13 protein-coding genes are annotated in these 11,268 nt (G+C 71.3%); 9 read left to right on the forward strand and 4 right to left on the reverse strand.

The window, feature by feature from the left end; genetic code table 11:
• Nucleotides 1-58 precede the first annotated feature (58 nt).
• The 5 genes from ASC82_RS07570 (at nucleotide 59) to ASC82_RS07590 (ending at nucleotide 3,708) form a co-directional block, all read left to right on the forward strand.
• A complete protein-coding gene (locus ASC82_RS07570; protein WP_056643535.1) occupies nucleotides 59-907 on the forward strand; it encodes a hypothetical protein in 849 nt (282 codons plus the stop codon).
• 199 nt (nucleotides 908-1,106) lie between these two features.
• Entirely contained in the window at nucleotides 1,107-1,376 is a 270-nt protein-coding gene (locus ASC82_RS07575) for a hypothetical protein (RefSeq protein ID WP_056643537.1), read from the forward strand.
• Nucleotides 1,377-1,534: 158 nt separating this feature from the next.
• Nucleotides 1,535-2,512 carry a chaplin family protein gene (locus ASC82_RS07580; RefSeq protein ID WP_079039140.1) on the forward strand — a complete coding sequence of 326 codons (978 nt, stop codon included), beginning with the start codon at nucleotides 1,535-1,537 and terminating at the stop codon, nucleotides 2,510-2,512.
• Between the two features lie 118 nt (nucleotides 2,513-2,630).
• Nucleotides 2,631-3,143: a hypothetical protein gene (locus ASC82_RS07585; RefSeq protein ID WP_056643542.1), complete on the forward strand. Its 513-nt coding sequence runs from the start codon at nucleotides 2,631-2,633 to the stop codon at nucleotides 3,141-3,143.
• 286 nt (nucleotides 3,144-3,429) lie between these two features.
• On the forward strand, nucleotides 3,430-3,708 hold the full coding sequence (locus ASC82_RS07590; protein ID WP_056643544.1) for a chaplin: 279 nt from the start codon (nucleotides 3,430-3,432) through the stop codon (nucleotides 3,706-3,708).
• Nucleotides 3,709-3,775: 67 nt separating this feature from the next.
• Here ASC82_RS07590 and ASC82_RS07595 read toward each other — a convergent pair whose 3' ends face one another.
• Both ASC82_RS07595 and ASC82_RS07600 read right to left on the reverse strand, forming a co-directional pair.
• The gene (locus ASC82_RS07595; RefSeq protein ID WP_056643547.1) at nucleotides 3,776-4,642 is read right to left on the reverse strand and encodes a tyrosinase family protein; all 867 of its coding nucleotides are present in this window, start codon (nucleotides 4,640-4,642) and stop codon (nucleotides 3,776-3,778) included.
• Nucleotides 4,626-5,039 (reverse strand): tyrosinase family oxidase copper chaperone, encoded by a 414-nt coding sequence (locus ASC82_RS07600; RefSeq protein WP_056643549.1) that lies wholly within the window; start codon nucleotides 5,037-5,039, stop codon nucleotides 4,626-4,628. The genes ASC82_RS07595 and ASC82_RS07600 overlap by 17 nt, the downstream gene beginning before the upstream one ends.
• A gap of 149 nt (nucleotides 5,040-5,188) precedes the next feature.
• Here ASC82_RS07600 and ASC82_RS07605 point away from each other — a divergent pair, with 149 nt between their 5' ends.
• Genes ASC82_RS07605 through ASC82_RS07615 form a run of 3 tightly spaced genes read left to right on the forward strand, consistent with a single transcriptional unit; the run spans nucleotide 5,189 to nucleotide 7,401 of the window.
• Entirely contained in the window at nucleotides 5,189-5,692 is a 504-nt protein-coding gene (locus ASC82_RS07605; protein ID WP_221890723.1) for a DUF5949 family protein, read from the forward strand.
• A gap of 28 nt (nucleotides 5,693-5,720) precedes the next feature.
• Nucleotides 5,721-6,371: a vitamin K epoxide reductase family protein gene (locus tag ASC82_RS07610; protein WP_056643553.1), complete on the forward strand. Its 651-nt coding sequence runs from the start codon at nucleotides 5,721-5,723 to the stop codon at nucleotides 6,369-6,371.
• A gap of 1 nt (nucleotide 6,372) precedes the next feature.
• Complete coding sequence (locus ASC82_RS07615; protein WP_056643555.1) at nucleotides 6,373-7,401, forward strand: glycosyl hydrolase; 1,029 nt, start codon at nucleotides 6,373-6,375, stop codon at nucleotides 7,399-7,401.
• 47 nt (nucleotides 7,402-7,448) lie between these two features.
• Here the strand turns inward: ASC82_RS07615 and ASC82_RS07620 are convergent, their stop codons facing one another.
• Nucleotides 7,449-8,153, reverse strand: coding sequence for a hemolysin III family protein (locus ASC82_RS07620; protein ID WP_056643557.1), 705 nt, complete (start codon nucleotides 8,151-8,153; stop codon nucleotides 7,449-7,451).
• A 197-nt stretch (nucleotides 8,154-8,350) separates the two neighbouring features.
• Here ASC82_RS07620 and ASC82_RS07625 point away from each other — a divergent pair, with 197 nt between their 5' ends.
• A complete protein-coding gene (locus ASC82_RS07625; RefSeq protein ID WP_056643559.1) occupies nucleotides 8,351-10,174 on the forward strand; it encodes a phosphoenolpyruvate carboxykinase (GTP) in 1,824 nt (607 codons plus the stop codon).
• A gap of 124 nt (nucleotides 10,175-10,298) precedes the next feature.
• Here the strand turns inward: ASC82_RS07625 and ASC82_RS07630 are convergent, their stop codons facing one another.
• Nucleotides 10,299-11,252 carry a poly-gamma-glutamate hydrolase family protein gene (locus ASC82_RS07630; RefSeq protein ID WP_056643561.1) on the reverse strand — a complete coding sequence of 318 codons (954 nt, stop codon included), beginning with the start codon at nucleotides 11,250-11,252 and terminating at the stop codon, nucleotides 10,299-10,301.
• Nucleotides 11,253-11,268: the final 16 nt, after the last annotated feature.

The following is an 11,268-nucleotide window of genomic DNA, read 5'->3' on the forward strand; positions in this document are numbered from 1 at the left end:
TATACCCGCAGGCACGGTGGGAGAGAAGTTGTCCGACGCATAAGGAAAAGGAACACATATGCGTCCCCTGGCTACACGCCGCATCACCGCCCTGGCGATATCCGCCGCCATCACCCTCGGCGCGGCGGGACCCGCCGTCGCCGGCGAGCACCATCCGTCCTCCGCGGCCGACCGGGCCGCCCACGCGCCACTCCCCGAAGCCGCCGCCCTGCTGACCCAGGCCGAGGCGCTCGGTGAGCTCGGCTCGGTGACGACCCCCGTGACCGAACTCGTCACCGCAGCCCTCAAGGCCGACGCGGGCCAGCTGCCCGCGGCCGACGCCGACGCCCTCAAGGCGAAGATCGCGGCGGCCGTCGACCAGGCCAAGGACACGGCCCCGGCACCCCTGCCGGAAACCCCGGCACCGGACGTCCCGGCCCCGGACCTTCCCGCGCCGGACCTCCCGGCTCCGGATCTCCCGGCTCCGGATCTTCCGGCTCCGGATCTCCCCGCGCCTGATCTCCCCGCGCCGGATCTCCCCGTGAAGCCGCCGGTGAGTCTGCCCGTCGCCGCAGGCGCGAAGGCCGCCCCCGGTATCGCCGCCCCCGCGGACGTCGTGGACGACGCCCTCGCCACGGTCGAGAAGGCCGTCGCCGCCCTGCTCGCCGCCGTCACCTCGGGCGACGCCGGCGGAGTCGTACCGCAAGTGACCGCGACCCTGACCTCGCTGGTCAACCTCGCGGTCGCCACCGTGCTCGGCAGCGGTCTGCCCGCGCCGGACCTGGCCGGTCTGCCCGCCCTCCCGGCGCTCCCGGTCGCGGTTCCCGAGCTGCCCGTCGACCCGCCGGAGCTGCCGGTCGACACGCCCGTGAAGCCGCCCGTCGACGTCCCCGACCTGCCGGTCAAGCCCCCGCTGCCCGTCAGGTAGTCCCCCGCACAGGCCCGTACCGGCCCGGCGTCCGCCGCACCGGTACGGGCCTTCGCGTGCGACAAATGTCGAGAAATCCTTCCTTCCGGAGTTTCCGGGGCAGGGCGCCTCTCGTTACAGGAGACGAAGGAACACATGGGATTCGGCCAAGAAGCCCGTGTGGGACGTGACGTGAAAGCACAGAGGAAGGATTCTCCCCATGAAGTCCACCAAGGTCGCCGCGGTCGTCGCCGGTTCGCTCGTCGCGCTGGGCGCCGCCACGCCCGCCATGGCCGCCGCGGAGGCGCTGACCCCCACCAGCCTGAACGGTGGGCTGGAGGCGATCGCCGCCAATGGACTGAAGACGGACATGCTGAGCACCACGACCGAGGGCTCCCCGCTGAACACCGCCACGGACGCGCTGGGGCAGCTCAACGAGGCCGGCAAGGGCGGCTCGGCGCTGCTCGGCGGACTCCCGCTGGGCGGCTGATCGAATGATTTTCTGATCGGCCGCCGTGTGGCCCCCGCTCGACGCGGGGCCCCGCTCCCTACTGTCTGGTCCATCCACGCGAGCGTCTGCGTGGACTGGCCGGTCGGAGCGAGGGGGGATCCTCGCCGGTCTCTCCCTTTCTCCAGAGGAAGAGCGGTATGCGGTCCATCATCAGCAGGAAAGTACTCACCGCAGCGGCAGCGACCGGCATCCTGTCGCTGACCGGCGGTTTCGCACTTGCCGCCAACTCCCATGCCGGTACGGGCGATTCCCCCGGTCCCGGTACGGGGAACCAAGTCCAGGCCCACCTCCCGGCGGACGTTTGCGGCAAGAGCATGGAACTCGGCGGATTCGTCGCGGAAGCCGTCGGCGACCTCTGCGCCCAGGCGGGGGAACCCGGCGGCTACGGCGACGAGCCGGGCGAGCCCACTCACCCCGGCGAGCCGACGGAGCCGCCGACGACTCCGCCGCACACCGAGCCGCCCCAGACCGAGCCTCCGCACACGGAGCCGCCGACGACTCCGCCGCACACCGAGCCGCCCCAGACGGAGCCTCCGCACACCGAGCCGCCGACGACTCCGCCCCAGACCGAGCCGCCGCACACGGAGCCGCCGACGACTCCGCCGCACACCACGCCTCCGCCGACCCATCCGGAGGAGCCCGGCGAGTGCGAGGCCCCCGCCCCCGGCGAGGAGCCGGAGCCCGGTTGTGAGGAGCCGACCACTCCGCCGACCACTCCGCCCACTTCGCCGCCGTGGACGCCGCCGACCAACCCGGACGAGCCCGGTGAGTGCGAGGAGCCGGCACCCGGTGAGGAGCCGGAGCCCGGTTGTGAGGAGCCGACCACTCCGCCCACCACCCCGCCCACCTCTCCGCCGTGGACGCCGCCGACCAACCCGGACGAGCCCGGTGAGTGCGAGGAGCCCGCGCCCGGTGAGGAGCCGGAGCCCGGTTGTGAGGAGCCGACCACTCCGCCGACCGACGAGCCGAGCCACCCGACGACCCCGCCGGGTCCCGAACTCCCCGACACCGGCAGCGATCCCGCGCTCATGGGCGCGGCCGCCATCAGTGCCGCGCTGATCATCGGCGGCACCGTCGTCTACCTCCGGGGCGGACGCATCTCCCGCCGTCACTGACCCCACGGGCTGACGGAACGTCAAGCGAGGCCCTCGCCTTCACCGGTGAGGGCCTCCGGCGTTGCTGCACACGGGGGTATTCCGCCACGTTTCCCCCGAACGCCTCGTTCAACAGAGCATGACTCTGCGCTCTCACGCCGGCATGGGAATCCTCATGACCGCGCTCGCCTCCGCCGCACTGGCCGCACCGGCCTCCGCCGTCGAGGCGCCGGTGATCGTCCCGCTCCAGGGCCTGGAGCCGGTGCTCCCGATGGACGCCCCCACGGTGGCCACCGGTGTGCCCGTCCCGGTGCCCGGCGCGCCCACCGGCTTCCAGAAGGGCCTCGGTTCCCTGCCGGACGTCGCCCTGCCCAGCGTGCCGCTCACCGGCACCCTCCCGAAGACCGTGGTGGATGCGCCGCTGCCGGAGGTCCTGGACGGCAGCGACCTCGGCCGGGCCCTCCTCAGCAGCCCGCACTCGGAGATGAAGGCCGCCACCCCCGGCGCCGTCGTCGGCAACCCGGTGGAGGCCCCGCGCGGCAACGGGCTCGCCGGGCTGCCGGAGCTGACGAAGCCTCAGGTCGGCCTGCTCACCCCCGTACTGAGCGGAGCACTCGACCCGCAGCTGGGTCTGGCGCCGTCCTCGCACTGACGCCGTCCGGCCCCCCGGGCGGGTGAAGACACGATTCTTCCCCGCCACCCCAGGGGTCGTTGATCGTTGGAAGAGAGGCTCGTCGCATGGCCGCGGCCCGTGGACCGAGGAGCGCCCCGTCGTATCCGGCGGCGGGCGCCTCCGGTCCACGGGCCATTCCTTTCGGATCTTTTCGGATTTCTTTCGGCCCGTTCGGCGCAATGACCGTGACCAGTCCCCGTGACGGGCGTTGAAGGGGAGTCGGCCGTGATTCCTGCGGTCGCTTTCCACGTCCAAGGAGTTCTTGATGTCTCGCATCGCGAAGGCTGCCGCTGTTCTCGCCGGCACGGGTGCCGTTGCCCTCAGCGGAGCCGGCCTGGCCGTCGCCGACTCGGGCGCCGAGGCCGTCGCCGCCCACTCGCCCGGTGTCGCCTCCGGCAACGTCGTCCAGGTCCCGGTCCACGTCCCGGTCAACCTCTGCGGCAACACCGTCAACGTCATCGGCCTGCTCAACCCGGCCTTCGGCAACACCTGCATCAACGCCGACGGTGGCCACGACAACGGTGACGGCGGCTACGGCGGCTGATCCCCCCGTTCCGACAGGTGTGTCCCCCCGGCCCCAGCGGGCCGGGGGGACACACCTGTGTGCGGGGTCAGGCGTACCGGTAGATCCGGCTGTGGTCGAACAGCTCCGCCGGGGTGACCCCCCACGGCGCCATCGGCTGGTGCCGGGCGACGACCTTGCGGTACTGCGAGTCCCCCAGCGGCGGCGGTTCCGCCGGCAGGTAGGCGGCCCCGGGATTGCGCTGCTGCCAGCGCGACCAGACCAGGTCGACGAAGGAGTGGTGCAGCCAGAAGACCGGGTCGTTGACGGAGCCGCCGCCGAGCATCAGCCCGCCGACCCAGCGGTGGACCCGGTTGTGGATCCGGAACCGCTCGTTGCCCTGGCCCGGGGCCCAGCCCTCCAGGCGGTTGCGGAAGCCGGACGCGCTCGTCGAGTTCCAGGGCGCCACGTCGTACACCCGCTCCCGCATCACCTCGTCCAGCTGGGCCTGCGTGGGGAGCGCCACCGGGTCGCGGGGCCGGCCGAAGTCCCTGGTCAGGAAGCGGGTCTCGGACATTGCGTACGTGACGTTCCACCGCCCCGTGGAGTGGGCGAAGGGGCCGGTCATGACCTGGAGGTCGGCCCGGCGTCCGTTGCCGCCCATGAAGTCCTCGCCCCAGATCGACGAGGCCGGGCTGTTGTCCCGGGTCCAGTCCCAGTACGGGACGGAGACCGTCGGGTCGATCCGGCGCAGGGCCTTCTCGAACTCCAGCAGGAACCTGCGGTGCCAGGGCAGGAAGCTCGGCGCCATGTGGGCGGTCCTGAGCCGCCCCTCCCCGTCGGCCGAGTAGTGGTCGATGTGGGTGCGGACGAACTCGTCGTACGCGCCGGTCCGCTTGAGCTCCAGGACGGCGGCGACGAACTTCCGGCGCTCGGCGCCGGTCAGGTCGCGCTGGTTCTTACGCGTGTACACCACGCGGGCTCCCTCCCGTCGGTTCGGTGTGGTCGCCGTGGGCGGCGGCGAACCGGGACAGCCGGGCCGCCCCCAGCTCGTCGACGGCGGCGCGGGTGGCCGCCAGCGGCGTCGGGCAGGACTCGTAGTGGTCGATCGGCGAGACGTACCCGCCGTCGGCGCAGCGCATCAGGTGCAGCGGCCGGCCGTCGACGAAGGCGACCGGGGCGCCGCCGGGCCCGGCGAAGCCCAGGATGCGGCGGCCCCCGTACATCTCGTCGAAGGCGAGCGGGTCGTGCGGTGCCCCGGACGGTTCGCCCGAAGGGGTGCGGGTCGCGATGCGGCCGAGCGCACCGCCGGTGAAGGCGGTGACGGCCAGAGCGAAGAGGGACCGCAGTGCGACGCGGCGCGGGACGATCATGAGTGATCTCCTCGGGTCGGCAATTGCCCTCAGGGCACAACGATGAAAACCCGGGTTCGTTGCGTCGGAAATGCCAGCGGCGTGAATATCGACCGTTCGGGTGAAATCGGCGCGGGGAAAGGGTGGTTGGGCCACTAGCATCCATATTCATGACCACTTCCAATGTCGTTTCGTCGGCGCGCAGCGCCTCTCCGCTGGGAACTCTCACGGTGATTCCGTGGTCCAGCGAGCCCTCCGCCGATTCGGCGGGCACGCCGTTCCTCATGGCGTATTCGCTCGGCGACGGCCGGGACGGCCCGGAGGCCGGTCAGCAGGCCATGCGGACGGCCCTGGAGTCGATGGGCCTCTCGGTCGGCGACCGGCTCTTCGACCTCGACAAGGACGCCGGGATCAACGCCACGCTGCTCGTCGAGGGCGGCTCCGTCGTCCTCAACCTGCCGTTCCTGAAGGCGCAGTGCCCGGTGCCCGACGAGTGGCAGGCGGCCGCCCGCGAGCGCGGCCAGGTCTACCTCATCTGCTCCGTCCGGCCCTGGCCCGAGGCCGTCCCCGGGCAGCCGGTCGACGAGGCGCGGCTGCGCTCCTTCGTCTCCGACGAGGAGATGCTCGCCGAGAGCGCCCACGTCCTGATGCCGGTCCGGCGCCTCCAGGGCTGAGCGGGAGAGAACGGAAGGGGGTCGCGGCATGGCGACGACGGACGTACGGGGCGGGGTGCCCGGGCAGCGGCAGGAGGAGTCCGAGCGGGAGACCGCGGGGACGGGCATCGGCGCGAGCCGGGCCTTCGCCTGGATGCTGATGATCACCGGGGCGGCGGGCGTGCTGTCCGGCTGGGTGATCACGATCGACAAGTTCAAGCTCCTGGAGGACCCCGGCTTCCAGCCCGGGTGCAGCCTGAACCCGGTCGTGTCCTGCGGCAACATCATGAAGAGCGAGCAGGCGGGGGTCTTCGGCTTCCCCAACCCGATGCTGGGGCTCGTCACGTACGCCGTCGTCGTCGCCGTCGGTGCCGGGCTGCTCGCCGGCGCCCGCTACAAGGGCTGGCTCTGGCTCGGCCTCAACGCCGGGATGCTCTTCGGGGTCGGCTTCTGCACCTGGCTCATGTACCAGTCGCTGTACGAGATCAACTCGCTCTGCCTGTGGTGCTGCCTCGCGTGGGTCGCCACCATCGTCATGTTCTGGTACGTGACCGCGCACAACGTCCGGGCCGGGCTGCTGCCCGCGCCGGCCGGGGTGCGGACCTTCCTCGGCGAGTTCGCGTTCGCCCTGCCCGTCCTGCACATCGGGATCATCGGGATGCTGATCCTGACCCGCTGGTGGGACTTCTGGACCAGCTGACGTGAATCCCTTCCTGCTCTGGCCGCGGGCCGCACTCGTCGTGCTGCTCGCGGCCCTTCTCGTGCTCCTGCTGCCCCACGACGGGATCGCGCCCGGCGGGCGGCACACCGGGAGCCGGGCCCCGGTGGACCCCGAGCCGCTGCCCGGGGTGCCGTCCGGCTTCTTCACCGGATCCGACGAGGCCGGGGTGCGGCGGATCGCGCAGGTGCAGGCCTGGCTCGGCGGCGAGACGCTGACCGTCGGGCACACGTACCTCCCCGGCGACCGCTGGTCCAACATCGAGGGGCATCCGGCGCTCTTCGAGCCCTGGGCGCGCTGGAAGGAGGAGCGGCCGGGGCGGCTCTTCGTCCTGAACGTGCCGCTCCTCGACCGCAACGAGGCGGGGCTGCCCGACGCGGAGGTGCGCGCGGGGCTGCGGCGCGGCGCGGGAGGCGCCTTCGACGCGCACTTCGAGGTCCTGGGGAAGCGGCTCGTGGAGCACGGGCTCGGCGACGCGGTCCTGGTGCTCGGCTGGGAGATGAACGGCACCACGTACAGCCACCGCTGCGGCCCGGACCCGGCGGCCTGGAAGGCGTACTGGCGGCGGGTCGTGGGGGTGCTGCGGGACGTGGAGGGGCAGCGGTTCCGCTTCGACTTCACCCCGAGCCGGGGGCTCGACGCCGTGGCGTGGCCGCTCTGCTACCCCGGGGACGACGTCGTCGACATCATCGGGATGGACGCCTACGACCAGCCGGCCGGGCTCTCCTTCGAGGAGCAGGTGACCGAGGAGTACGGGCTGGAGCACCACGTGCGGTTCGCGGCGGCGCACGGGAAGCCCGTCTCGTACCCCGAGTGGGGGCTCTTCAGGAACGGGGACAACCCGGTGTACGTGCGGGGGATGCTCGACTGGTTCGCCGCGCACCGGCCCGTCTACCAGACGGTGACGGACTACTGCCCGCACGGAGTGTGGGAGTGCGCGGACAATCCGGAGTCGGCGCGGGTCGTCAGGGGCGCGCTGGGGTCTCCCGCCGGCGCGCCCGTACGCCCCTGAGGCCCTGAGGTCCTGAGGCCTGAGGTCCTGAGGGGCGTCGTGCCCGGTCAGGCGTGCTGGTAGGCCACCAGCGAGATGCCGACGTAGTGGACGATGAAGGCCGCGAGGGTCAGCGAGTGGAAGACCTCGTGGAAGCCGAACCAGCGGGGTGAGGGGTTCGGGCGCTTGATGCCGTAGATGACCCCGCCCGCGCTGTAGAGCAGGCCGCCGACGATGACGAGGACGAGGACGGCGATGCCGCCCGCGCGCATGAAGTCCGGCAGGAAGAAGACGGCGGCCCAGCCCATCGCGATGTAGCAGGGCGTGTACAGCCAGCGCGGGGCACCGACCCAGAAGACGCGGAAGGCGATGCCCGCGGCCGCCGCCGCCCACACCGCCCACATGAGCGGCTCGCCCGTGGAGTCGGGGAGCAGCAGCAGGGTGAGCGGGGTGTAGGTGCCCGCGATGATCAGGAAGATGTTGGCGTGGTCGAGGCGGCGCAGGATGGCCTCGCCGCGCGGTCCCCAGTTCCCGCGGTGGTAGAGCGCGCTGATGCCGAAGAGCAGGCAGGCGGTGAGGACGTAGATCCCGCAGGCGATCCGGGCGCGGGGCGAGTCGGAGAGGGCGACGAGGACGAGGCCCGCGACGATCACGGCGGGGAACATGCCGGCGTGCAGCCAGCCTCTGAGGTGGGGCTTCGTCGGGAGCGACGGGGGGTTCTCGACCGACGGCGGGTAATCGGTCGGGCTCACTTCCGGCGTGGCTGCAGTCATGACAACGAATCGTACCTACGCGTCCGTAGGTCCCGGATATGAGTGGCGATGCTCACGTGTGCGGCCCTCTGGACATATGGGCGTTAACATCGGATGATCAAATGAGTGCGGTCGGCACCGGATGAGCAGCTACGAAGCATCCGGGTCGCGGCCCCCACGGGGCATACACCAAAAAAACCCCTCAACAAGGAGCAATCGTGGCGCGCGACAACGCGGCTCCCACCACCGTCCCGACCCAGCACCAGGAGCTCGTCTCCTGGGTGAACGACATCGCCGAGATCACCCAGCCGGACAACATCGTCTGGTGCGACGGATCCGAGGCGGAGTACGAGCGCCTGTGCGAGGAGCTCGTCGCCAAGGGGACCTTCACGAAGCTCGACCCGGTCAAGCGCCCGAACTCGTACTACGCCGCTTCCGACCCCTCCGACGTCGCGCGCGTCGAGGACCGCACCTACATCTGCTCCGAGAAGGAGGAGGACGCGGGCCCGACCAACCACTGGAAGGCCCCGGCCGAGATGAAGGAGCTCTTCGCGGGCTCCGAGGGCATCTTCCGCGGCTCCATGCGCGGCCGCACCATGTACGTCGTGCCCTTCTGCATGGGCCCCGTCGGATCCCCGCTCTCCGCCATCGGCGTCGAGATCACGGACTCCGCGTACGTCGCCGTCTCCATGCGCACCATGACCCGCATGGGACAGGCCGTCCTGGACGAGCTCGGCACCGACGGCTTCTTCGTCAAGGCCGTGCACACGCTCGGCGCGCCGCTCGCCGAGGGCGAGGCCGACGTGCCGTGGCCCTGCAACACCACCAAGTACATCTCGCACTTCCCCGAGAGCCGCGAGATCTGGTCGTACGGCTCGGGCTACGGCGGCAACGCCCTGCTCGGCAAGAAGTGCTACGCGCTCCGCATCGCCTCCGTCATGGCGCGTGACGAGGGCTGGCTCGCCGAGCACATGCTGATCCTCAAGCTCACCCCGCCGCAGGGCGAGTCGAAGTACGTCGCCGCCGCCTTCCCGTCGGCCTGTGGCAAGACCAACCTCGCCATGCTGGAGCCCACGATCTCCGGCTGGACGGTCGAGACCATCGGCGACGACATCGCCTGGATGCGCTTCGGCGAGGACGGCCGCCTCTACGCGATCAACCCCGAGGCCGGCTTCTTCGGCGTCGCGCCCGGCACCGGCGAGCACACCAACGCCAACGCCATGAAGACCATGTGGGGCAACTCCGTCTTCACGAACGTCGCCCTCACGGACGACGGCGACGTGTGGTGGGAGGGGATGACCGAGACGGCCCCCGCGCACCTCACGGACTGGAAGGGCAACGACTGGACGCCCGCGTCGGAGACGCCGGCCGCCCACCCGAACGCCCGCTTCACCGTCCCGGCCGGGCAGTGCCCGATCATCGCGCCGGAGTGGGAGGACCCGAAGGGCGTGCCGATCTCGGCCATCCTCTTCGGCGGCCGCCGCGCCTCCGCCGTCCCGCTGGTGACCGAGTCCTTCGACTGGAACCACGGCGTCTTCCTCGGTGCGAACGTCGCCTCCGAGAAGACCGCCGCCGCCGAGGGCAAGGTCGGCGAGCTGCGCCGCGACCCCTTCGCCATGCTGCCGTTCTGCGGCTACAACATGGGCGACTACATGGCCCACTGGGTCAAGGTGGGCGCGAACGCGGACGCCGCGAAGCTGCCGAAGATCTACTACGTGAACTGGTTCCGCAAGAACGACGCGGGCAAGTTCGTGTGGCCCGGCTTCGGCGAGAACAGCCGCGTCCTGAAGTGGATCGTGGAGCGCCTGGAGGGCAAGGCCGAGGGCGTCGAGACCCCGATCGGCATCCTGCCGACCCCGGAGTCCCTCGACACCGAGGGCCTGGACCTGCCGGCCGAGGACCTGGAGTTCCTCCTCAAGGTCGACCGTGACGTGTGGCGCGAAGAGGCCGCCCTCGTCCCGGACCACCTGAACACCTTCGGCGACCACACGCCGAAGGAGCTGTGGGACGAGTACAACGCGCTCGTGGAGCGCCTCGGCTAGTCCCTTCGAGACTCGTGGTGGGTTGCCCCGAAACACCGCCCTGACCAGTGGGGTCACGACGGCCCACCACGACGCATCCGGCCCCTGGAGCCCCCTCAGGCTCCGGGGGCCGGCGCATGTCCGGTCAGAGGATGGCTTGGCCGGCCTCGACGGTGGCGATCGCCCGGCGGCAGGCGTCGCGGAAGCGCTCGAAGCGGCCGCCCGACTGGTACCAGGTCTCCGCGCGCCCGCCGCGGGAGGAGGGGTCGCCGAAGAGGCTCTTGCGCAGTTCCGTGGTCAGCTCCAGCTGGGCGCCCATGGCGAGCATCGTGCGGTTGCACGGGTTCTTGACGTGGCTGCCGTTGAACTCGCCGAGCGTGGCGGAGTAGCGGGGGTCGTAGGCGTCGACCGCCTGGAAGCCGGCGTTGTTGATCTCGGTCACCAGGGCCGAGCGGAACGCGGCGTTGAGGCCGCCGACGACGGCGACGGCGAGGTCTCCGGTCGGCGGGTAGGTGGCCGTGGGCAGGTTCAGCTGCTCGAACTTGCAGCCGTGCAGGGACAGGACGTTGAGGTGGCTCGCCGCGATCGACAGGGCGACGTGGTCGTCACAGTTCTTCGAGGTGACGTGCAGGGCGGTGTTGCCGTTGGCGAGCAGGCCCTCGAACATGAAGTAGTCGTGCACGGTCGGCAGGATCGGGTCGCCCGCGGGGTCGCCCATACCGGCGCCCGGGGCGCTGCCCGGGCTGTAGCCGGCGATGCCCAGGCACAGCTCGCTCGTGCCTATCTCGATGCCGCCGCCGTGCAGCGCGAGGATCGCGGTGCGCGGGAAGTCGTACTTCTGGCTCATCTTGAGGTCGAACTGCTGGTGGCGGCGGTAACGGCGGCTGTACGAGGTGCCCTCTACCAGGTCCGTGTCCTGGTAGAGGGCGGTGTTCGAGGGGTACTCGATCGGGTCCGGAAGCGTGGTGCTGGACGGCGGGGCGGCGGAGGCCGGCGTGGCGGCGGCGAGCTGGCCGAGGAGCGGGGCTCCTGCCGTGGCCGCCGCGGCCAGCGCGGTCAGGACGTTGCGGCGGGAGGTCGAGTGTTCGAATGACGTCATGTGCGGACCGTAGTCG

The organism is Streptomyces sp. Root431 (assembly GCF_001426585.1).
GTDB lineage: Bacteria > Actinomycetota > Actinomycetes > Streptomycetales > Streptomycetaceae > Streptomyces > Streptomyces stackebrandtii.

Bases quoted from the DNA above. Each gene is read 5' to 3' on its own strand.
- ASC82_RS07585 (WP_056643542.1), top strand. From the start codon at position 2,631: ATGACTCTGCGCTCTCACGCCGGCATGGGAATCCTCATGACCGCGCTC.
- ASC82_RS07575 (WP_056643537.1), top strand. From the start codon at position 1,107: ATGAAGTCCACCAAGGTCGCCGCGGTCGTCGCCGGTTCGCTCGTCGCG.
- ASC82_RS07600 (WP_056643549.1), bottom strand. From the start codon at position 5,039: ATGATCGTCCCGCGCCGCGTCGCACTGCGGTCCCTCTTCGCTCTGGCC.
- ASC82_RS07570 (WP_056643535.1), top strand. From the start codon at position 59: ATGCGTCCCCTGGCTACACGCCGCATCACCGCCCTGGCGATATCCGCC.
- ASC82_RS07605 (WP_221890723.1), top strand. From the start codon at position 5,189: ATGACCACTTCCAATGTCGTTTCGTCGGCGCGCAGCGCCTCTCCGCTG.
- ASC82_RS07620 (WP_056643557.1), bottom strand. From the start codon at position 8,153: ATGACTGCAGCCACGCCGGAAGTGAGCCCGACCGATTACCCGCCGTCG.
- ASC82_RS07590 (WP_056643544.1), top strand. From the start codon at position 3,430: ATGTCTCGCATCGCGAAGGCTGCCGCTGTTCTCGCCGGCACGGGTGCC.
- ASC82_RS07610 (WP_056643553.1), top strand. From the start codon at position 5,721: ATGGCGACGACGGACGTACGGGGCGGGGTGCCCGGGCAGCGGCAGGAG.
- ASC82_RS07580 (WP_079039140.1), top strand. From the start codon at position 1,535: ATGCGGTCCATCATCAGCAGGAAAGTACTCACCGCAGCGGCAGCGACC.
- ASC82_RS07630 (WP_056643561.1), bottom strand. From the start codon at position 11,252: ATGACGTCATTCGAACACTCGACCTCCCGCCGCAACGTCCTGACCGCG.